General features: G+C 57.0%; 16 protein-coding genes. 8 read left to right on the top strand and 8 right to left on the bottom strand.

All coding sequences use genetic code 11. From position 1 onward, the window contains the following. The first annotated feature begins 262 nt into the window (after window positions 1-262). Window positions 263-2,491, top strand: coding sequence for an EAL domain-containing protein (locus QLG07_RS09525; RefSeq protein ID WP_191149765.1), 2,229 nt, complete (start codon window positions 263-265; stop codon window positions 2,489-2,491). Here the strand turns inward: QLG07_RS09525 and tehB are convergent, their stop codons facing one another. From tehB to ppk1, 3 genes are all read right to left on the bottom strand, one after another. Then, the gene (gene tehB / locus QLG07_RS09530) at window positions 2,492-3,097 is read right to left on the bottom strand and encodes a tellurite resistance methyltransferase TehB (protein WP_048915204.1); all 606 of its coding nucleotides are present in this window, start codon (window positions 3,095-3,097) and stop codon (window positions 2,492-2,494) included. Between the two features lie 128 nt (window positions 3,098-3,225). After that, window positions 3,226-4,752, bottom strand: coding sequence for an exopolyphosphatase (gene ppx / locus QLG07_RS09535; RefSeq protein ID WP_048915205.1), 1,527 nt, complete (start codon window positions 4,750-4,752; stop codon window positions 3,226-3,228). 5 nt (window positions 4,753-4,757) lie between these two features. After that, window positions 4,758-6,818, bottom strand: coding sequence for a polyphosphate kinase 1 (ppk1, locus tag QLG07_RS09540; protein WP_048915206.1), 2,061 nt, complete (start codon window positions 6,816-6,818; stop codon window positions 4,758-4,760). 143 nt (window positions 6,819-6,961) lie between these two features. Between ppk1 and QLG07_RS09545 the strand changes: the two genes are divergently transcribed. From QLG07_RS09545 to pstB, 3 genes are read left to right on the top strand one after another with little or no spacing between them, the layout of a single operon-like run. Then, a complete protein-coding gene (locus QLG07_RS09545; protein ID WP_282469107.1) occupies window positions 6,962-9,118 on the top strand; it encodes an ABC transporter permease subunit in 2,157 nt (718 codons plus the stop codon). Continuing rightward, window positions 9,115-10,764, top strand: a complete 1,650-nt coding sequence (pstA, locus tag QLG07_RS09550; RefSeq protein WP_048915208.1) for a phosphate ABC transporter permease PstA — start codon at window positions 9,115-9,117, stop codon at window positions 10,762-10,764. Before QLG07_RS09545 ends, pstA begins: the two co-directional genes overlap by 4 nt. Window positions 10,765-10,777: 13 nt before the next feature. Further along, on the top strand, window positions 10,778-11,557 hold the full coding sequence (gene pstB, locus QLG07_RS09555; protein ID WP_099754794.1) for a phosphate ABC transporter ATP-binding protein PstB: 780 nt from the start codon (window positions 10,778-10,780) through the stop codon (window positions 11,555-11,557). A gap of 27 nt (window positions 11,558-11,584) precedes the next feature. On the opposite strand, the gene purN is transcribed toward pstB, so the two are convergent. Together purN and purM are read right to left on the bottom strand one after the other, a co-directional pair. Then, window positions 11,585-12,223, bottom strand: coding sequence for a phosphoribosylglycinamide formyltransferase (gene purN / locus QLG07_RS09560; RefSeq protein WP_048915210.1), 639 nt, complete (start codon window positions 12,221-12,223; stop codon window positions 11,585-11,587). Continuing rightward, window positions 12,220-13,260, bottom strand: coding sequence for a phosphoribosylformylglycinamidine cyclo-ligase (gene purM / locus QLG07_RS09565; RefSeq protein WP_048915211.1), 1,041 nt, complete (start codon window positions 13,258-13,260; stop codon window positions 12,220-12,222). Before purM ends, purN begins: the two co-directional genes overlap by 4 nt. 243 nt (window positions 13,261-13,503) lie before the next feature. On the opposite strand from purM, the gene upp reads away from it, so the two are divergent. Then, the gene (gene upp, locus QLG07_RS09570; protein WP_048915212.1) at window positions 13,504-14,130 is read left to right on the top strand and encodes a uracil phosphoribosyltransferase; all 627 of its coding nucleotides are present in this window, start codon (window positions 13,504-13,506) and stop codon (window positions 14,128-14,130) included. A 326-nt stretch (window positions 14,131-14,456) separates the two neighbouring features. Then, window positions 14,457-15,746: a uracil permease gene (gene uraA, locus QLG07_RS09575; RefSeq protein ID WP_282469108.1), complete on the top strand. Its 1,290-nt coding sequence runs from the start codon at window positions 14,457-14,459 to the stop codon at window positions 15,744-15,746. 43 nt (window positions 15,747-15,789) lie between these two features. Here the strand turns inward: uraA and QLG07_RS09580 are convergent, their stop codons facing one another. Next, window positions 15,790-16,851 (bottom strand): HAD family hydrolase, encoded by a 1,062-nt coding sequence (locus tag QLG07_RS09580; protein WP_282469109.1) that lies wholly within the window; start codon window positions 16,849-16,851, stop codon window positions 15,790-15,792. Between the two features lie 199 nt (window positions 16,852-17,050). Between QLG07_RS09580 and hda the strand changes: the two genes are divergently transcribed. Next, window positions 17,051-17,758, top strand: a complete 708-nt coding sequence (gene hda / locus QLG07_RS09585; protein ID WP_048915215.1) for a DnaA inactivator Hda — start codon at window positions 17,051-17,053, stop codon at window positions 17,756-17,758. Here hda and arsC read toward each other — a convergent pair. After that, window positions 17,748-18,116: an arsenate reductase (glutaredoxin) gene (arsC, locus tag QLG07_RS09590; protein WP_187498040.1), complete on the bottom strand. Its 369-nt coding sequence runs from the start codon at window positions 18,114-18,116 to the stop codon at window positions 17,748-17,750. The two genes, hda and arsC, sit on opposite strands and share 11 nt — an antisense overlap. Window positions 18,117-18,127: 11 nt before the next feature. Further along, complete coding sequence (locus QLG07_RS09595) at window positions 18,128-19,591, bottom strand: M48 family metallopeptidase (RefSeq protein WP_099754797.1); 1,464 nt, start codon at window positions 19,589-19,591, stop codon at window positions 18,128-18,130. A 705-nt stretch (window positions 19,592-20,296) separates the two neighbouring features. Between QLG07_RS09595 and QLG07_RS09600 the strand changes: the two genes are divergently transcribed. Next, window positions 20,297-20,899 carry a DsrE family protein gene (locus tag QLG07_RS09600; protein WP_048915218.1) on the top strand — a complete coding sequence of 201 codons (603 nt, stop codon included), beginning with the start codon at window positions 20,297-20,299 and terminating at the stop codon, window positions 20,897-20,899. Window positions 20,900-21,174: the final 275 nt, after the last annotated feature.

A 21,174-nucleotide genomic window follows, 5' to 3' on the forward strand; every position in this document is an offset into this window, starting at 1 on the left:
ACAGCATCGCGTGCAGGTCAACGATCCTGCGCCACGATCAACAACTGGCCCGCTGAAGAATAACATCTGTTCTGGCCGATGGTGGTTTGATCAAATGGTGGGAATAGCATTTATTATAAAATAAACTGATTTAGATCAAATTAGAGTGAGATTTTAGCTCTACTATACTCAGGATTTAATAATACTTTTCACCAATTCTCAACATGATTGTTGGTTAGAATAAATAAAACCTGCTAATAATACTAAATTCTACGATACCCTCATGACTAAATTGGTAATGCTGCAAACACTCTCTCGCCGCTGGTGGGGGCTACCGCTCCTGTTCGCCCTACTGCTGATGCCTGTGGCCTCCTCAATGTCGGTCCGGCTATGGTTCCCTGAAGGTTACGTCTATCTCATCTATTTGCCGCTGGCGTTGATGATCGCCTTGCTGATGGTTTTTGACTGGGGAGCACTACCGGGTATCGTCCTCGCGCTATGCTGGCACTATTTTCATCGTTACACCGGCACTCAGGCGACGGTGATTGTTTTATTAATTATGACTACGCTGGTGCTGGGCTGGAGTGGCTATCGCGCACAGACCAAAAAGCGCTGGGGGATTAGCTTCGGTGAGGTGAGCCAGGTCTCTGCACGCCTGTTCTGGCTGGCCTTTGCCATGCCGACGATGTTTATTGCAATGATGCAGCTGGCGATGCCGATAGGCATATTACCCGTGACGAATTCAGTATTCGCTCATGATTTCTACTCTCTGCATACGCTGCTGAACTATCAATCGGTGCTGCTGGCCTCCCTGGCTACCGTGCAGCTGTTCTACTTTATGCTGCGCATTTTTCGCAACCCCTATTATCTACGTATTCTGAGCGGGCGCTGCCAGCAGCAATTTGCTGCCGGGGTTACGCTGCGCGAGTGGTTTAGCTGGCTGGCGCTGATGCTCGCTGCGCTGATTATGCTGACGCAGTTTCGCACTACGACCAATAATCTGCTGACGACCGAGTATGGTATCCCCCTGCTTTTACCGCTGATGCTGTGGGCAGCGCTGCGCTTTGGCTATCTGTTCACCTCTTTGTGCTGGGGGACGTTGCTGGTGGTGCTCTATCAGCTGCGTGACCGCTTTATGGACCCGTTGGTTGAACCCTACAACCTCGCCGTGATCTCAGCCAATTTGCTGGTGTTTACGCTGACGATCTTATTGATGTCGGCCCTCAGCACCCGCCAGCGTCGTTTACTGGCAAAAGCTCGCGAAATGGCGCTTACCGATCCGGTCATTGGCATGCCGAATCTGCGCGCCTTAAATCAGGACCTGGCAAAAAATGCCGGTTCGGCACTCTGCTTTTTACGTATTCCCGACCTTGACCGCCTGAGCCGAACCTATGGCCTGAAGCTGCGGATTCAGTATAAACGCAGTCTGGCCAGTCATCTGCAACCCTTCCTCCTTAAAGGTGAAGGGATCTATCAGCTGCCGGGGTTTGACCTGGTGGTGCGCCTGGGGAGTATCGGCTACCAGGCTCGCATTGAAGGGTTAGAAGCGCGGTTAAAAGATTATCGTCTGAGCTGGGATGGCCTGCCGATCCATCCGCAGGTCGGCATCAGCCACTGCAGCGTTTATCCGCCCGTATCACATCTGTATGAACTGCTGGGGGAAATGAGCGCGATGGCGGAGATCTCCTTGCGCAGCGGCCATGCGGAAAATCTGCAACAGACGGAGAAGGTCCCGGTCCAGCGTCACGTTAGTGAAAAGTTGGAGATGCTGCGCGATGTTCAACTGGCGCTGCAGAGCGACGGTTTTTGCCTGGTGGCGCAGAAAATCCACGGTGTGCGCGGCGATGACTTTTATGAAATTCTGCTGCGCATGGTGAATGCGCAGGGCGAGTACATCAAGCCAGCGAGTTTTATGCCCGTCGTGCAGGAATTTGGCCTGACATGGGAAGTGGATCGCATGGTGCTGGACCAGGCGTTAACCTTTATTGACCGTCACCGCGCTGTGCTGCCGGGGATCCGTCTGGCCGTTAACCTGTTTGCCGCCACGCTTTGTCGCCCTCAGCTGGCCACTGAACTGGCTGCCCGGCTGAAAGCCAGCGATATTGAACCGTGGCAGCTGATCATTGAAGTCGCCGAATCGCCGATGCTCAGCGATCATAGCTGGGTTAATCGAACCATTGCTCAACTGCGCCAGTTAGGCTGCCGCGTGGCGATTGATGATTTCGGTACTGGCTATGCCAGCTACGCCAGCCTGAAAGTGGTGCAGGTGGACATGCTGAAGATCGACGGCAGTTTTATCCGCAACATGCTAAATAACAGCCTTGATTACCAGATTATCGAGTCAATCTGCATGGTGGCCCGCCTCAAGCGCATGCAGATCGTTGCCGAATCGGTGGAAAACGAGGAGACCGCAAGCGCGCTGCGCAAGCTGGGCGTGGATTATCTGCAGGGCGTCGCCATCGGTGAAGCGCTGCCGTTGCAGGATCTGGCGACGTCCGCCCTGAGCAAGTAATTACGCTTTCACGCTGGCCTTCTGCGCCAGCAGGGTGGCAAAGCGCAGGGAGATGCGCTGGCCATTCTCATCCTTGCGGTGCAGCTGCCCGACATGCTCGTTATATTTCACAATGTGCCACTTGCGGTAATAGTGGCTCAGTTCCCCGGACTTAAAGGCAAAGGGGAAACCCTGATCGCATGGGTAGTCCTGGGTATCCATCGCGGCGACGATCAGGTTGTAACCGTCGCGCACCGTGCTGGCCTGCATGTCGGCAATCAGCTGTGGGATCGTTTCCGGCTGTAGAAACATCATCACCACCGTCGACAGCACCAGATTATAGGCGCCGTTAAAACGATGCTGGTTGAGATCCTGAATAGAGGGATGGATACCGCTAAGGTTCTCCGCGCTGATAATCTGCTCCAGCCGCGCCAGCGAAGCCGGGTTAATGTCCCAGGCCGTGACGTCAAAGCCGCGATTGTTGAGATAAAGCGTGTTGCGACCGCTGCCGCAGCCGACGTCCAGGGCTTTGCCGCCATCCAGATACGGCATGGCTGCGACGACTTCGGAATGCGGCGCGGTGAGCGAGTATTTTTCGCTAAAGTAGCTGTCTGTACGTAAGGTCATAGGATCAATTTTGCGTGGTCATTTAAGCCTGAGCGAAAAAAAGTTTACATGTAGGGGCCGATCCTCTGTTCCGATCGGCCCTGGTTCTGTCGGGGCCGATCTTCTGTTCCGATCGGCCCCGTCAACGGTTACGCTTCTTCCTGAATGGTCAGCTGCCAGCCGGTGATGTCATTCCAGTAAGTCTGTTCGCGCTCAAGGTCGAGCTGAACCAGGTTGTTCTGGCTGAAGTAGTCACGCGGGAACGTCAGGGTCCAGTGACCCTCATCGGTTTCCAGCTTCAGATCCTCAGGTTTCGAGGTCGCCTGGCGCTGGTTATTCAGCAGCGTACCCAGGCGCAACAGGAACACCAGCGGCAGAAACTGTTTACGTTTAAACAGCGTCAGGCGCGGCATCTCATCCACTTTCACCGCCTTACGGTGATAGCGTACCAGCGTGGCCAGCAGCGTCTGCTGATCCTGATTAAACCCCGGCATATTGGTGTTTTGCAGGATATAGGCGGAGTGGCGCTGCATGCCGCTGTGGTTAATCGTCAGACCCACTTCGTGTAGCATCGCCGCCCACTTCAGCAGCGCATCCAGCTGCGGATTGGCCTGCTTGCTGTTCTGGTCGCGCCACTGGTTGTAGAGCAGTTCAGTGGTTTCCAGCACGCGGCGCGCCTGATCGCTGTCGATGGCGTAGTGGTTTGCCAGGCTCTGTGCGGTACGGCTGCGGATATCCTGATGGCGGAAGCGGCCTTCCATTTCATACAGCACGCCTTCGCGCAGCGCACCGTCGGACAGGCGCAGTTCGCGGATCGCCAGCGCATCGAATACGCCACAAAGAATGGCGAGACCCGGCACAAAGACCCCTTTACGCTCTTCCGACAGCCCCGGCAGGCTCAGGGCATCAAACGATTTGTGCTTGATCACCTCGTCATACAGCTTTTCCAGCCGCTCCGGCGTAATCAGCTTGTCTTTCTCGCCCATTGCCTGCAGCACTTCACAGGTGGCCTTAATGGTGCCGGAGGCACCGAGCGCATACTGCCAGCCCATCAGACGGTACTGCCATGCCAGCGTTTCCAGTTTCTGCACCGCAGCCAGGCGCGCCCGGCGGAAGTTCTCTTTGCTGATGGCGCCGCCCGGGAAGTAGAGGTTGGCAAAGCTGACGCAGCCCATGCGGCGGCTTTCGACCAGTTTTGGCTCGAAGTCTTCACCAATCACCAGTTCGGTTGAGCCGCCGCCGATATCGATCACCAGCTTGCGGCCTTTTTCCGGCTGGGTATGTTCCACACCCATAAAGATCAGGCGCGCTTCTTCGTGGCCGGAGATCACCTCAATCGGGTAGGGGATAACGTCGGCGGCACGCTGCAGGAAATCTTCGGCGTTAACCGCCTGGCGCAGGGTATGGGTGCCGACGATGGTGACATTGGCCGGGCTGAAGCCCTGCAAACGTTCGGCAAACAGCGCCAGGCAGGTCAGTCCGCGCTCGATGGCTTCTTCGCTCAGCACGTTGTTACTGTCCAGCCCGTCAGCCAGGTGCACGCGCTGCTTCAGACGGCCAAGCACCTGCATCGCCCCGTCCACTACGCGGGCAATCACCATGTGAAAACTGTTCGAACCCAGGTCGATGGCAGCAAATTCCTGCGGTTTCGGCGTACTTTTATGGGAAATTGGCATAGTGATTAATCAGGTTGCTCAAGTGATTTAATGTAATCGTAGATGGCCAGCTGGGCGCGCACCTTGCGGCGGTTACCGCGTGGAACATAGCGGTTGCTCAACTCTTTATCGACGAAACGGGCCTTCAGCGTATCACTTAACAGGATGGCGATAATATCCAGGATGCGCTGTTTCAGAATAGGGTCAAGGATGGCGACGGCCACTTCGATGCGATAATCGATGTTGCGCGTCATCCAGTCAGCGGACGAGAGGAACACTTTTTTATCGCCGCCGTTATCAAAAATATAGACGCGATCGTGTTCCAGGTAGCGGTCGACAATACTAATAACGCGAATATTTTCGCTGATGCCTTCCAGATTCGGGATCAGCGAGCACATGCCGCGCACCAGCAGCTCGACCTTCACACCGACGCTGGACGCGGTATAAAGGCGGTCCACCAGGCCTTTGTCGACCAGGTTGTTAATCTTCAGCGTGATACCGGCAGGAATGCCTTTCTGCGCATTGGCGATCTCATTATCAATCAGCTGATACAGCATCTTGCGCGAGTTCTGCGGCGAGACCATCAGATGTTCGAAAGTCACCGGGCGATACGGGTTTTCGATAAAGTTAAACACCCGGCGCACTTCGTTGGTGATACGTGCATCGGCGGTCAGCAGCGAGTAGTCGGTATAAATACGCGCGGTTTTTTCGTTAAAGTTACCGGTGCCGATATGCGCATAGCGCGCAATCTCGCCGTTTTCATGGCGCGAAATGAGGAACAGCTTGGCGTGAATCTTCAGGCCAGGCGCGGAGAAGATCACATGCACGCCGGCTTCGGTCAGCCGCTTGGCCCAGTGAATATTGGCCTCTTCATCGAAGCGCGCCTGAAGCTCCACCACCACGGTGACTTTCTTGCCGTTATAGGCGGCGTGGATCATCGCATCGATAATGCGTGAGTCTTTCGCCACGCGGTAGATATTGATTTTGATCGCCAGCACCGCTGGGTCAAAGGAGGCCTGGCGCAGCAGCTCCAGCACGTGCTCAAAGGTGTGATAAGGGTAGTAGAGCAGCACATCGCGATTACGGATGGCGTCAAAGCCATTGCGGAAGCGGTCAAACCAGATATGGCGCAGCTGCGGCAGCGGTTTGTTGACCAGGTTCGCTTTGCCCACGTTCGGGAAGCCAATAAAGTCTTTAAAGTTATGGTAGCGGCCGCCGGGAACAATCGAGTCATAGTTGGTGATGTTGAGCTTTTTACCCAGCATTTGCACCATGGCATCCGGCATATCGCGCTGATAAACAAAGCGCACGGGTTCGGCCGTCAGGCGCTGCTTCAGGCTGGAAGACATCAGCTCCAGCAGGCTCGACTCCATCTCGGTGACCAAATCATATTCCGCATCGCGCGTCATCTTCATCGAGTAGGCGTTAAGCGCGTCGTAGTCGAAGAAGCCACGGAAAATATCGCCCAGGCAGTAGCGCAGGATGTTATCCAACAGGATCATCGGCTTGCGGCGGCGCGGCGTCTCCGGCGGCAGGTTAACGAAGCGCGGCACTTTATCGGAGGGGATCTCCAGCAGCGCATAGCGAATATCTTCGCCGCGAATAATCTCCACTGCCAGATAGGTGTAGTCGTCTTTCAGGAACTCAATCAGGTCAGTGTCGTGGTTAATCAGGATCGGAGTAATGTGCTGGCGCAGATGATGCTTAAAGTAGTGACGCAGCCAGCTCTGCTGATTGGGGGAGAGCTGGCGTTCATTAATCAGGAAGATTTGGTTACGCGCCATCTCCAGCAGCAGGTCATTGTAGAGGCTGTCGAACTCCTGATCGGCTTTCAGTACGCGCGCCTGGATTTTTTTTAGCAGGTGGCGCGGCGTATTCGGGGAGCCTTGCTCCTCGCCGATCAGAATGCGGCGTTTCAGGTCAGCAAAGCGGACTTTATAAAACTCTTCCAGATTATTGGAATAGATACCCAGAAAGCGCATACGCTCAATCAGCGGGTTAGTTTTATCGGCAGCTTCCTGCAACACGCGTTCATTGAAGGATAACCAACTTAACTCTTTCTCTATATACAGCTTTTCCTGACCCATTTTTACTCCGTTGGCTGATTCAGGATGAAGGTATCCATTGTTCTGCAACATTATGGCGAGAGTATGGCAGCATTGTCCAACGCCCGGTGAATGTTGATTGTCTTATTAACGACATACGGGCAACATAGCGGCTTCGAAGCACAATGGAAACCCACGTTGATATGACTGACCGCCCAATCCCTGTTCACGACAACGCCGGGCGCCGCCGCTTTATCGATCGGCTGACGCGGCGCGTGGTCACGGCATGCGGTGTGGCCATTCTGCTGGTAATGATGCTGCTGTTTTTCTGGCTGATTTGGGTCGTCGTTCCGCTGTTCGTCTCCCCCGCGATCCACGCCGGGAACGAAATCAAACTGTGGCAGCATCAGCCTGCGGTTGCGCTGGGGATGGACCGGCAGCAGCAATGGGGCTGGCGCATTGATAATCAGGGCAACGGCTATTTTATTCCGCTGAATGCGGAGCCGCCGATGAGCCCGTTCCCGCTAATGCGCAGCGCGGTCAGAGCCAGCAGCAGTAGCGATAACGGCAGCACGCTGCTGCTATCAGCACAGGGCTCAATGGTGCTGGTAAAACCTGAGTTTATCCCCGGTGAAGCGCCGCGCTGGAAGTTCCCGCTGGGCGATCTGCCGCTCTCCAGCGGTGAAACGACCATCAACCAGTTCAGCCTGGCGCAAAGTGGTGAAAACCGCTGGCAGGTGGCGCTGGCGACCCCCGACCATATCACGCTATGGCAGCTGCAATCCCAGCTCCCTGCACAAAATTATCGTCTGGACATCCGCGACGTCAGCCAGCTGCTGCTGTCACCGGATGGCCGCCTGCTGTTTGCGCTGGCCGGTTCACAGCTGCGCGTCTGGAACATCGGCAGCGGTGCGCCTCAACTGCGCGACGTGCTGACGCTGACGCAGCCGGTGAAAAGCATCGCGATGCTGAGCGGCGGCAGTTCGCTACTGATCGCCGATGAAGACGGTATCAGCCAGTGGTTTGATATCGCCAGCCCGAGCGGCCCGCACCTGCGCCAGATCCGCCGTTTTGCCGGGGCAGAGTGGCAGCCGCTGATCGTCACTGAAGCACACCGCCGGGTGTTTGCCACGCTTAGCCCGCAGGGCGAGCTTAAGCTGTTTGCCAGCAAGCAGCAGGGAGCCATCCTCAGCCATCAGCTCACACCGGGTATCACCCGAGCGCAGTTCTCTCCGGAAGGCGATGGCCTGCTGGTGGAGCGGGACGGGCGCTGGCAGCACTTTCAGCTGACCAATCCATGGCCGGACATCAGCTGGCGTAGCCTGTGGCAGAAAGTCTGGTACGAGCACTATCCTTCCCCGGACTATGTCTGGCAGTCGACCTCTGCCAATGACTACTATCAGGGGAAATACAGCCTGGTGCCGATGGTGGTGGGAACCCTGAAAGCCGCCGGGCTGGCGATGCTGTTTGCCACGCCGCTGGCGCTGGCAGCGGCGATGTACACCGCCTGGTTTATGACGCCGGCACTGCGGCGCTGGGTCAAACCGGCCATCGAGATGATGGGGGCGCTGCCCAGCGTGGTGATCGGCCTGATCGCCGGGTTGTGGCTGGCCCCGCGCATTGCCGACAGGCTCCCGGGCGTGCTGCTGCTGCCGCTGGCGCTGGCCGCCGTGCTGCTGCTGTGCGGCTGGGCAATGCAAAAATTACCGGCGCACTGGCGCAAGCGCTGGCTGTCCGAAGGGCGTGAAGTGCTGATTCTGCTGCCTGTCCTGCTGCTGACCGCCGCGGCAACCCTGTGGCTGGTGCCGCTGCTCACCCAGGCGCTGTGGGGGCAGCAGTTGGCTGACGTCATCAGCACCCGTTATCAGCAGCGCAATCTGCTGGTGGCCGGGGTGGCGATGGGCTTTGCACTGGTGCCGCTGATCTTTACCCTGGCGGAAGATGCCATCTTCAGCGTTCCGGCGGAACTCGGGCAAGGCTCGCTGGCGCTGGGGGCGACGCAGTGGCAAACCCTGACGCGCGTGGTGCTGCCGGGAGCTTCCTCCGGCATCTTTGCCGCATTAATGATTGGCTTTGGCCGCGCGATAGGAGAAACCATGATCGTGCTGATGGCGACAGGCAATACCCCGGTGACGCACGGCGGCCTGTTCGAGGGGCTGCGCTCGCTGGCAGCGAACGTGGCGGTGGAGATGCCTGAAGCCGCGGCGGGTAGCGCTCACTATCGTATTCTATTCCTCTCTGCGCTGGTGCTGCTGGTGTTCACCCTGGTGGTCAATACCCTTGCGGAGATGGTGCGTCAGCGCCTGCGCCAGCGTTACAGCCAGCAGGAGACTCAGGGATGATCAACGCGGCACGCAATAATCACCGCTGGCGCTGGCTGACCGGCGGCGCGGTAGCGCTCAGCCTGCTGGCCTTCCTGCTGTTGATTGCGCTGCTGGCCTGGCAGGGGCTGCGCTATTTCTGGCCGCAGCCGCTGGTGCAGTTCACGCTGAAAACGGCACACGGTGAAGTGCAGATGCTGGGCGAAGTGGCGCAACAGCAGACGGTCTCGCGCCAGCAGCTTCTGGCCAGCGGGCAGCCGCTGGTAGGGGAGACGCCGGAACAGGTTACGCGCTATCTGATCAAAACCGGCAACCGCGATTTTAACGCGCCGGACTTTCACACTCTTCTCTCCAGCCAGATTGTGCAGCAGGATAAGCCGGGCCAGGCGATCGTGCTGCAGCGGCGCAGCGGCGGCAACGCCTACGGCTGGTTTGACGGCCTGCTGGAAGATAACCAGCCGCTGACGGCACAGGATCTCGGCCAGGCGCTGCAGCAGCGTTTAGTGCAGACGCGCCAGCGTATCGAGGAAGCGGAAAAGCTGCGCCGGGTGAATATGGCGCGGCTAAATGCGCAGATGGAAGAGCTGGAGCGCCAGCGGCAGAAGCAGCGCGACGAGCAGCGCTACACGGCGGAGGCGCAGTCGATGTATGAGGCAGACCGTGCCGAACTGCAGCGCCAGTTTGGCCGCCAGGCCGCACGTCTGTCGGCACTGCAGCGTGAAAGTAACAGTACCGTGCTGCTGTTGCGCGATGCAGGCGGCGTGCAGCATCCGATCTCCCTGGCGCAGATTGTCGCTGCCTGGCAGCCGAATGCCATGACGCTGGCGCAGAAGTGGCAGCATTTCGGCAGCCAGCTATGGCACTTCGTCAGCGACGCTAAAGGTGACAGCCAGGGCGACGGCGGCATCTTCCCGGCGATCTTTGGCACCGTGCTGATGGTATTGCTGATGTCGGTGGTGGTGATGCCGCTCGGCGTGATTGCCGCCGTCTGGCTGCATGAGTACGCCGGGCGCAACCTGCTGACGCGGCTGGTGCGCATTGCCGTGGTCAATCTTGCCGGCGTGCCGTCGATTGTCTATGGCGTGTTTGGCCTCGGGTTCTTTGTCTGGCTGATGGGCGGTAGCCTCGACCGCCTGTTCTTCGCCTCGTCGTTGCCGAACCCGACCTTTGGTACACCGGGGCTGCTGTGGGCTTCGCTGACGCTGGCTCTGCTGACCCTGCCGGTGGTGATTGTTGCCACCGAAGAGGGGCTGTCGCGCATTCCGCCCTCGCTGCGCCAGGGCTCCCTCGCGCTCGGCGCAACGCGGGCAGAGACCCTGTGGCACGTCACGCTGCCGCTGGCGTTACCGGCGATGCTGACCGGGCTGATTCTTGCCGTCGCGCGCGCCGCCGGGGAGACCGCGCCGCTGATGCTGGTCGGCGTGGTGAAGATGGTGCCCGAGCTGCCGATTGACTCACTGTTCCCTTATTTACACCTCGATCGTAAATTTATGCATCTCGGCTTTCAGATTTACGATCTGGCTTTTCAAAGCCCCAATGCCGAAGCTGACCGCCCGCTGGTGTTTGCCACCGCGCTGCTGCTGGTATTGCTGATTCTGGGCTTAAATTTAATGGCGATGGTCCTGCGCCATCGTCTGCGCGAGCGCTACCGTGCGCTGATGCATTAACACGGAATTCTTTATGACCAATGTCACCTTTGACGATGCGGATACCGCGCTGGAGCTGGATAAACTCAGCCTGTGGTACGGGAAAAAACCCGCCCTGAATGCCATCAGCCTGCGGGTGCCGAAAAATCGCATCACCGCGTTAATCGGCCCCTCAGGCTGCGGCAAATCGACCCTGCTGCGCTGCTTTAACCGCATGAATGATACGATTGACGGCTGCCGTATCGAAGGGGATATCCGGCTGCAGCAGCACTCAATCCTCGCCCCGCAGCAGGATCTTTCTGCGCTGCGCCGCCGCGTGGGGATGGTGTTCCAGCGTCCTAACCCGTTCCCCAAAACCATCTATGACAACGTGGTGTATGGCCTGCGCCTGCAGGGCGTGCGTGACCGACGGGTACTGGATGAAGCGGTGGAGCGGGCGCTGCGTGCGGCGGCACTGTGGCCGGAAGTGAAAGATAATCTGTGGCAGAATGCGCTGACGCTCTCCAGCGGGCAGCAGCAGCGGCTGGTGATCGCCCGGGCGATAGCGATTGAGCCAGAAATCTTACTGCTGGATGAGCCAACGTCGGCGCTCGATCCCATCTCCACGCTGGTGATTGAGGAGCTGATGAGCACGTTGAAGCAGCACTTCACGCTGATTCTGGTCACCCATAACATGCAGCAGGCTGCCCGCGTGTCGGACTATACCGCGTTTATGCATCAGGGAAGTGTGGTGGAGTTTGGTCTGACCGACGAACTGTTTACTGCGCCGCGTCAGCGCCGTACGGAAGATTATATTACCGGCAGATATGGCTAGGGTCGGGCATGCCCGACCCGCAAACGCTTATTCGAACGCATGCCCTTCAACAGGCAGTTGCTGGCCGTCCAGCCACGCCGCACCCTCGCGCATCGCCAGGCGACCATCAACAAACCAGCTCACCACCAACGGGTAGATCGCGTGTTCCTGATGCTGCACGCGCGCCGTGACATCCTCTTCGCTGTCGTCGCTGAATACCGGCACTTTCGCCTGCAAAATCACCGGACCGCCGTCCAGCTCTTCAGTGACAAAATGCACCGAGGTGCCATGCTCTTCATCGCCATTTTCAATCGCCTGGCGATGGGTGTGCAGACCGGGATATTTGGGCAGCAGGGAAGGGTGGATATTCAGCATCCGTCCGGCGTAGCGCTGGACGAATTCGGCGCTGAGGATGCGCATATAGCCGGCTAAGACCACCAGATCGGGCGCATAGGCGTCGATCTCCAGCATCAGCTGACGATCAAACGCGGCGCGGTCAGCAAATTGCGCAGCCGCCAGCGCATGCGCCGGCACTTCTGCTGCGCGCGCGCGTTCCAGCCCAAAAGCCTCAGCTTTATTGCTGAAAACGGCAGCGACGCTGCCGTTGATCCGTCCCTGCTGGCAGGCGTCCAGGATTGCCTGTAAGTTGCTTCCATTACCGGAAACCAGCACGACTATGCGCTTCATGCGTTAATAACCACACGTTCTTCAGAGTCAGAGGCTTTGATCACGCCGATTTTCCACGCTTTCTCGCCAGCATCATTCATCAGCTGTACGGCCTTATCGGCTTCAGCCGCGCTCAGCGCGATTACCATGCCGACGCCGCAGTTGAAGGTGCGGTACATTTCGAAGCTGCTAACGTTACCCGCCTGCTGCATCCAGCCAAACACCGCTGGCCACTCCCAGCTTGACTCTTCGAGCACGGCCTGGGTGTTATCCGGCAGGACGCGCGGGATGTTTTCCCAGAAGCCGCCGCCGGTCAGGTGGGCGATGGCGTGAACATCAACCTGTTCGATCAGGCTCAGGATGTTTTTCACGTAGATGCGGGTCGGTGCCAGCAGGTGGTCAGAGAGTGATTTGCCTGCAAGCGTCGTGGTTTCCGGGTCAGTGTTGCTGACTTCCAGAATCTTACGCACCAGCGAGTAGCCGTTAGAGTGCGGGCCGCTGGAACCCAGGGCAATCAGCACGTCGCCATCGGTCACTTTGCTGCCGTCGATGATTTCGGATTTCTCAACCACACCGACGCAGAAGCCGGCCACGTCGTAATCTTCGCCGTGGTACATGCCCGGCATTTCAGCGGTTTCGCCGCCTACCAGCGCACAGCCAGACTGTGAACAGCCTTCAGCGATGCCGGTGATAACGCTGGCTGCGGTATCCACATCCAGTTTGCCGGTGGCATAATAATCAAGGAAAAACAGGGGCTCAGCACCCTGAACCACCAGATCGTTAACGCACATCGCGACCAGGTCGATACCGATGGTATCGTGGCGTTTCAGGTCCATCGCCAGACGCAGCTTGGTGCCGACGCCGTCAGTGCCGGAAACCAGAATCGGTTCGCGGTATTTTTGCGGCAGCGCACAAAGCGCACCGAAACCGCCCAGTCCACCCATCACTTCCGGGCGACGAGTCTTTTTCACTACGCCTTTGATACGGTCGACTAAAGCATTACCCGCATCGATATCTACGCCGGCGTCTTTATAGCTGAGAGAGGTTTTGTCGGTCACTGCGAATCCCCACGCGGTTTGCGGTTGGTGTGGTGGTAAAAATAAAGCGCCGCAATTCTAACAGTGCAGGCAAACGTTTGCGAGTGCCTTCTTGCACGCATTGCAGATAGCCGGATTTTAGCTAATCCTTAGGAATAATGCTGTGGGTGTGCAAACTATTGCACTAAGTCATATGGCGCCGCGCCTAAATGGCGCTATAATCTCGCGATTTTTTTTGCAGCTTAACACTCCGGGAGTACAACAATGAAGATCGTGGAAGTCAAACACCCGCTGGTCAAACATAAACTGGGTCTGATGCGTGAACATGACGTAAGCACCAAACGTTTCCGTGAACTCGCGTCAGAAGTGGGAAGTCTGCTGACTTATGAAGCCACCGCCGATCTGGAAACTGAAAAGGTCACTATCGAAGGCTGGAATGGTCCGGTAGAAATCGATCAGATCAAAGGTAAGAAAATTACCGTGGTGCCAATCCTGCGTGCCGGTCTCGGCATGATGGAAGGGGTGCTGGAGCACGTACCGAGTGCGCGCATCAGCGTGGTTGGCGTCTATCGTGATGAAGAGACGCTGGAGCCGGTGCCCTATTTCCAGAAGCTGGTCTCCAACATTGAAGAGCGCATGGCGCTGGTGGTAGACCCAATGCTGGCAACCGGTGGTTCGATGATCGCCACCATCGACCTGCTGAAGAAAGCGGGCTGTACCAGCATCAAGGTGCTGGTGCTGGTTGCGGCACCGGAAGGGCTGGCGGCGCTGGAGAAAGCGCACGCGGATGTGGAAGTGTACACCGCGTCTATCGACCAGGGCCTGAACGAGAAGGGCTATATCATCCCAGGCCTGGGCGATGCCGGCGATAAGATTTTTGGTACTAAATAATTTTGCTACGGGCGAGGCATGCCTCGCCCCTACGACAGAATGTACCGGGTTCAATCAGCATTTTAACGGGTGTGTTTTGTAGGGGGCGGGCACGCCCGACCCGAAAGCTACGACAAAATGTACCGGGTTCAATCAGCATTTTATCGGGTGTGGTTTGTAGGGGTCGGGCACGCCCGACCCGAAAGCCACGACAAAATGTACCGGGTTCAATCAGCATTTTATCGGGTGTGTTTTGTAGGGGTCGGGCACGCCCGGCCCGAAAGCGTTAAACCGACCGCAGAGTCGGTTTTTTTATAGCAAAGGCAAACTCAAGGGGTAACAACATCATGACGCGTCGCGCAATTGGCGTAAGCGAGCGGCCACCGCTGCTGCAAACCATTCCACTCAGCTTCCAGCACCTGTTCGCCATGTTCGGTGCCACCGTGCTGGTGCCGATCCTGTTCCACATCAATCCGGCCACGGTACTGTTGTTCAACGGTATCGGTACGCTGCTGTATCTGTTTATCTGTAAAGGCAAAATCCCGGCCTACCTCGGTTCCAGCTTCGCCTTTATCTCCCCGGTGCTGCTGCTGCTGCCGCTGGGTTATGAAGTGGCGCTGGGCGGTTTTATCATGTGCGGCGTGCTGTTCTGCCTGGTGGCGCTGATTGTCAAAAAGGCCGGTACCGGCTGGCTGGACGTGATGTTTCCGCCGGCAGCGATGGGGGCGATTGTGGCGGTTATCGGGCTGGAACTGGCGGGCGTGGCGGCAAATATGGCCGGTCTGCTGCCGGCGGATGGCACTTCACCCGACAGTAAAACCGTGATTATTTCGATGGTGACGCTGGGCGTGACTATCTTCGGTTCGGTGATGTTCCGCGGCTTTATGGCGATTATCCCGATTCTGATCGGCGTGCTGGTCGGTTACGCGCTCTCCTGGGGCATGGGTATCGTCGACTGGACGCCGGTGCGCGAAGCCCACTGGTTTGCGCTGCCGACTTTCTACACCCCGCGCTTTGAGTGGTATGCCATCTTTACCATCCTGCCAGCGGCGCTGGTGGTGATTGCCGAGCATATCGGTCATCTGGTGGTGACGGCCAACATCGTGAAAAAAGATCTGCTGAAAGATCCGGGCCTGCATCGTTCGATGTTTGCCAACGGCGTCTCGACCATTTTCTCCGGCTTCTTCGGCTCCACGCCGAATACCACCTACGGCGAGAATATTGGCGTGATGGCGATCACCCGCGTATACAGCACCTGGGTGATCGGCGGCGCGGCGATACTGGCGATCCTGCTCTCCTGCGTCGGCAAGCTGGCGGCGGCGATTCAGGCGATCCCGGTGCCGGTGATGGGCGGCGTTTCGCTGCTGCTGTATGGGGTGATCGGCGCTTCCGGTATTCGCGTACTGATTGAATCGAAAGTGGATTACAACAAAGCGCAGAACCTGATCCTCACCTCGGTGATCCTGATTATCGGCGTAAGCGGGGCGAAGGTGCATATTGGCGCGGCTGAGCTGAAAGGCATGGCGCTGGCGACCGTAGTGGGCGTTGGGCTTAGCCTGATCTTCAAAGTTATCAGCCTGTGCAGCCGCGAAGAAGAGGTGATCGACGAGCCGGACGAACGCACGGACGGTAAGTAAGGGATTGTATGGGCGAGCATTATGCTCGCCCTTAACGTAACGACTATTCCAGCCGCTGCTGCTGCACCACTATCCAGTTTTTATCGGCATCAGGGGTTACCCCTGCCTGCTGTTGCTCACTGACCATCTTTTTAATCAGCCCATCAAGCTTTTTACGCGTATTGTCACTGCGGCTAATCCACAGTCGCTGCCCGCCGCTGGCCACATCAGTGCTGTTGAGCAGCATGTAAGTATCCGAATAGAGGGTGTCTCCGCCAACCAGAATCGGTTTGCGCCACTGATCGATGTACGCCAGCATGCTGCCCGCTTTACCTTCATACCAGGTCATTGGGTTCATCAGATAGGAGGTCATCTGCAACTGCTGATTCTGTTCGGGCCGATAGCGGCCCTCGCGGATCTGTTTGCGTGCGGTCGTGAGTTCGCCAGTGACGGTATTTCTTAGCAGGGTATTAATACCTAATACATTTTCCGCTTTGACGTTATAGCCATAGTGAGGGTCGCTGGCCACCATGCGCGCCAGCTCCTCATGTGCGGCGCTCATGATATACACGCGGATACCGTTCTCCTGCAGTTTGGCAAAAAGCTCCTGCATTCCGCGCAGCATTCTAGGCGGCTCTACCGCCGTAATGACCTGCTGACCATCCTGATTCAGGGAGGCCGGGATACCCTCCTGCTGCGCCAGCATGGCATCCACCTGCTGCTTCAGCTGCTGCAAAGTAAAACCGGAAAAAATCTGTGCTGCCCAGGGATAGCAAATCAGCTCATCAATGTGACAAAGGCGGTGATAATAGCTGTAAAGGCTCTCGGGTTTGCCCGGCAGGTCGTTGAAAGGGATCAGCTTAAGCGCAGGATCGAGCGTCTCCCGCGTCAGCAGTTTCTGATTCTCCAGCCACGGTATTAACGCCTCTTCCAGATCGTTCTTATAGGTGGTGTTATCCATATCGAACACCGCATAGTTGCCTTTGTTACGATGCTGTTCGATCAGCTGATTCAGTTTTTCCGCCTGCGGCTGCGGCCAGTGCTGCAGCTCGGTGGCCTGGCTTGCGAGACAGGCTAACAGGCCGGCAGTGAGGATACTCAGGCGAATTTTGCGGGTGACCGGCATATAACGACTCCATGTTATTGAATAAAAAAACTGGCCCAAGGCTAATGATTTTTAAACCATTATGCTATCCAGTAAGCGCTAATCGCACTTTTTGCCGCGTATTGTGACGATCCGCGACGATCGCTTACCGCTAAGCGTTTCATGATCCTGACCGAGTTGTGTTAGAATTTTTGGCGATTTCTGCCTGCTAAACCCTGAGGTGATTCTGAACACGCCGGCACAGCTTTCATTGCCACTTTACCTGCCCGACGACGAAACCTTCGCCAGCTTCTGGCCGGGGGAAAATCCGTCGCTGCTGGCTGCGCTGCAGGGCGCTCTGCATCAGGAACACGGTAGCTACTTCTATTTCTGGTCACGTGAAGGTGGCGGGCGCAGCCATCTGCTGCACGCGGCCTGCGCGGAACTGTCGGCCAAAGGCGAAGCGGTGGGCTATGTGCCGCTGGATAAGCGCACCTGGTTTGTGCCGGAAGTGCTGGACGGCATGGAGCAGCTGGCGCTGATCTGCATCGATAATATTGAGTGCATTGCCGGGGATGAACCCTGGGAGATGGCGATCTTCGACCTGTATAACCGCATTCTGGAAACCGGAAAAACCCGGCTGCTGATCACCGGGGATCGCCCACCGCGCCAGCTTAACCTCAAGCTGGCCGATCTGGCTTCGCGCCTCGACTGGGGCCAGATCTATAAACTGCAGCCGCTCTCCGACGAAGATAAGCTGCAGGCGCTACAGCTGCGTGCCCGCCTGCGCGGATTCGAACTGCCGGAAGACGTTGGCCGCTTCCTGCTTAAACGTCTCGATCGTGAGATGCGCACGCTGTTTTTGACGCTCGACCAGCTGGATCGCGCATCAATCAGCGCTCAGCGCAAGCTGACCATCCCGTTTGTTAAAGAAGCCCTCAGCCTTTAGAACGCAATAAAATCTCCAGCACCTGCTCAGGCGGGCGGCCGATGCGCGCCTGGCCGTTAGCCACCACAATTGGCCGCTCAATCAGCTTCGGTTCTGCCACCATCGCCGCCAGCAGCTGCTGCTCGCTCAGGCTTGTATCCCCGAGTCCGGCCGCTTTGTAAGCTTCCTCTTTATGACGCATGAGCTGGCGTGCGCTGCTGAAACCCAGCTGCTGCAGGAGCGCTTGCAGCGTGGCGCTATCCGGTGGCGTCTCCAGGTAGAGGATCACTTCGGGTTCAATGCCGTGCGCCTGCAGCAGCGCTAGGGTTTCGCGGCTTTTGGAGCAGCGTGGATTGTGGTAAATCTGTACTTCAGCCATTCATCCTCTCCTTATGATTTCTGATACTGGCGGAAACGTTCCTGTAAATGGCGCAGCTGATCGATACGGGCGTCGTAACGCGCCTGTTTCAGGCTGCCAAGCGGCACGGCGGCGCTGGCGCTGCTCAGGCTGCGGATCGCCTGGTCGAGCTGGCCGGCCAGCGCCAGGCTCTCGGCGCGCGCGGCCTGCTCTTCATCGCTCAGACCCTGCGCGGCAGAAGCCTGAGCCAGCAGGTCCCAGCCGTTAGGATCGTCCTTATTTGCCCAGGTGTAGCGGTACAGTACTTTGCTGGCATTAGCAGGCTGTTTCGCTTCGACATAGGCGTTCGCCAGGTTGATCTGCAATACCGGGATCGTATTGACGCCTTTCACCGCCAGCAGGCGGTTAATGGCCTGCTGCGGCTGTTTCAGCCCGATATCAATGTCGGTCATGATATCGAGATACCAGACGTTATCCGGCTGCTTTGCCAGCAGCGGGGTGATGATATTGCGCGCTTCGGCAAATTTATTCTCGCCCAGCAACAGCACGGCTTTACCATAGTGCGCGGCGGCCTGTTCACGGCTGTTGCCGTGCGACAGTGGGGTCAGCAGATCGTCATTTAGCTGGTTCTGCCCGGTGGAGAACATGCCCAGCGCCCTGACTTTTGCCATATAGAAATCCTGTGAGGATTGCACCACCACCGGCTTCATCTGATTGGCACGGTTGCGCGCATCGGCGAGGCGGCTGTCGGGCAGCGGGTGCGTCAGCAGTATTTCCGGTGGTTTGGAGGCGAAGCGCGACTCATCCGCCAGCTTTTGCAGAAAGTTTGGCATGGCTTCCGGGTCAAATCCGGAGCGCTGAAGCACCTGAATGCCAATACGGTCGGCTTCCTGTTCGTTCTGCTGGGTAAAGCTGATCATCCCCTGCTGAGTTCCGGCCAGCGTGCCGGTCAGCGCCGCCATTCCGGCCTGCGGGCTGGCCATCGCCAGCAGAATTGAACCCAGCGCACCCACCCAAGTAAGCGGGGCGTTGCGCTGCTGATCTTCCATCGCACGCGCCAGATGGCGCTGGGTCACGTGCGAGATTTCGTGCGCCATTACCGAAGCCAGCTGGCTTTCATTATCGGCGTAGCGGAACAGCGCGGAGTGCAGCACCACATTGCCGCCGAAGAAGGCGAAGGCGTTAATTTCATCATTACGGATCAGGAAGAAATGGAACGGGGTTTTGACCGACCAGGCATGGGACACCAGGCGCTGGCCGAGGCCGTTAATATACTGATTTAACAGCGGGTCATTGATGATTGGCGCACTGGCGCGCAGCTGGCGCACGTAGAAATCGCCCATTGCCAGTTCCTGATTAATCGACAGGGTTCCGCCCGCGGTGGTGCCAATATCCGGTAGATTATCGCTCACGTCCGCACGTGCTGGCAGCGTCTGGGCTGCGAGCAGCGTCACTATCAGGGAAGCCAGCAGGCCTCGGTTGAATCGGATTAACATATCGCAATCCCTAACAAGGAAGTCCAGATTTTGACCGGCAAAGTGCCGAAATGTTCTTCTGCGGGCATAAGATAGCCACACTAAGAAGCCATCTTAACCAGTGCCCGTGGGGAATGAAATGCCTTAATTACCGCTGTTGCACCTGCCGGGGCGCGCAGGGCGGGATTTTGCGGTAAAAAACTGAACGCAGCGTATAGCAAGCCGCAGCACTAATCGACTGCTGGCGTTAGAGAAGTTGTCGGGGCATTGCCCCTCTTTGTTTAAAGTTAGGTAAATTTATTCAAATTTACTGATAGTGGCATGCCGTTTGATAGGAGTTACTCTGAAAAATTGCCCGATTCGGTTGCCGCGAGATCTTCTGATACTTAAGCTAAATTTCACTTGAAATCACAGGCGAATAAATAATCAGGTCCAGTGATAAAAATACCGGAATGGCTCAGGTGGGCGTGACGCTTTCTAAACGCTTAAGACATGCCGCAACCCTGCGGATTACGATGATAGATGCATGCCTTGACCCTGCGGATTTCGCTGGGCTTGTTCAAAATCGGACCCCAATGCCCATTGGTCATTTTAGCTATACAGTAGTAAATACATATTATTTCAATATGAAACTAATAAGCCACCAGGCGAAAAATAGCCGGTAAAGCTTTCCCTAAAGCCTGTGTTATATCTCACTCATTACTGTGCTCTTACGGAGAAGTGGTTATGCGTCCTGTGGTTTCTTATGTCCTGATTGCGGCTGTGGCTGGTTTTGTCGGCGCCAGCTTTTCTAAAGCGCCTGAACTGATCGATAAAATTGCCAGTCGTGCCGATCCGGCCAGCGACCCGGCGGGTTTCTGGTCGACGCCAGCGATTGAAGGCTATGGCAAAATGCACTACGAGCCGAACGTGGCATACAAGCCGAACGTCAACGACAGCAATAAAATCGTCTTCCAGATAACCAAAGCGGAGAACGGCCCGAACGATCCGAACCTCGGTTTGGAGCGCGTGGCGCGCGTGGTCAATCTGTACGTGGCTTCCGGCGTTCCAGCAGAAAAACTGAAGTTTGTGGTTTCGGTCACCGGCGACGGCACGCCAGCAATGCTGAACAACGAGCAGTATCATAAGCAGTTCGGTATGGATAACCCGAACCTGAAGCTGATTGCTGCGCTGCGCGAGAAGGGCGTGGACGTATCGGTGTGCGACCAGTCGGTGGCTTTCCACCACTATAAACCCGAGTGGATTGATAAATCCGTTACCCATGCGCTCTCCAGCCCGACGACCGTTTCCACCCTCGAAAACCAGGGCTACGCCTTCCTGTCAATGTAACCCCGCGCTGCGGGCCACCTGGCCCGCTTCTTCTGATAAATTCCTTTTTCGATTTAAGTGAAATATTTCCTGGCCCTGACAGCGTCAGATTATTCCCAAAACGGCTGAGAGGTGTACAATTGGCAGGTGCTTTACCAGGGCATAACTCGCACTTTTAAACATACCCTCCATCTTGCACGCTGCAGGTGTGTTGGCTGCACTCGCTCACCCCGGTCACTGACTGGAGTAAGCTCCCGGGGATCTCCTCACTTGCCGCCTTCCTGCAACATGAAATT

Source organism: Erwinia sp. V90_4 (assembly GCF_029967685.1).
Taxonomy (GTDB): Bacteria; Pseudomonadota; Gammaproteobacteria; order Enterobacterales; family Enterobacteriaceae; genus Erwinia; species Erwinia aphidicola.

Excerpts from the sequence above, each read along its gene's own strand:
- QLG07_RS09525 (WP_191149765.1), top strand. The coding sequence starts at position 263 with ATGACTAAATTGGTAATGCTGCAAACACTCTCTCGCCGCTGGTGGGGG.
- tehB (WP_048915204.1), bottom strand. The coding sequence starts at position 3,097 with ATGACCTTACGTACAGACAGCTACTTTAGCGAAAAATACTCGCTCACC.
- ppx (WP_048915205.1), bottom strand. The coding sequence starts at position 4,752 with ATGCCAATTTCCCATAAAAGTACGCCGAAACCGCAGGAATTTGCTGCC.
- ppk1 (WP_048915206.1), bottom strand. The coding sequence starts at position 6,818 with ATGGGTCAGGAAAAGCTGTATATAGAGAAAGAGTTAAGTTGGTTATCC.
- QLG07_RS09545 (WP_282469107.1), top strand. The coding sequence starts at position 6,962 with ATGGAAACCCACGTTGATATGACTGACCGCCCAATCCCTGTTCACGAC.
- pstA (WP_048915208.1), top strand. The coding sequence starts at position 9,115 with ATGATCAACGCGGCACGCAATAATCACCGCTGGCGCTGGCTGACCGGC.
- pstB (WP_099754794.1), top strand. The coding sequence starts at position 10,778 with ATGACCAATGTCACCTTTGACGATGCGGATACCGCGCTGGAGCTGGAT.
- purN (WP_048915210.1), bottom strand. The coding sequence starts at position 12,223 with ATGAAGCGCATAGTCGTGCTGGTTTCCGGTAATGGAAGCAACTTACAG.
- upp (WP_048915212.1), top strand. The coding sequence starts at position 13,504 with ATGAAGATCGTGGAAGTCAAACACCCGCTGGTCAAACATAAACTGGGT.
- uraA (WP_282469108.1), top strand. The coding sequence starts at position 14,457 with ATGACGCGTCGCGCAATTGGCGTAAGCGAGCGGCCACCGCTGCTGCAA.
- QLG07_RS09580 (WP_282469109.1), bottom strand. The coding sequence starts at position 16,851 with ATGCCGGTCACCCGCAAAATTCGCCTGAGTATCCTCACTGCCGGCCTG.
- arsC (WP_187498040.1), bottom strand. The coding sequence starts at position 18,116 with ATGGCTGAAGTACAGATTTACCACAATCCACGCTGCTCCAAAAGCCGC.
- QLG07_RS09595 (WP_099754797.1), bottom strand. The coding sequence starts at position 19,591 with ATGTTAATCCGATTCAACCGAGGCCTGCTGGCTTCCCTGATAGTGACG.
- QLG07_RS09600 (WP_048915218.1), top strand. The coding sequence starts at position 20,297 with ATGCGTCCTGTGGTTTCTTATGTCCTGATTGCGGCTGTGGCTGGTTTT.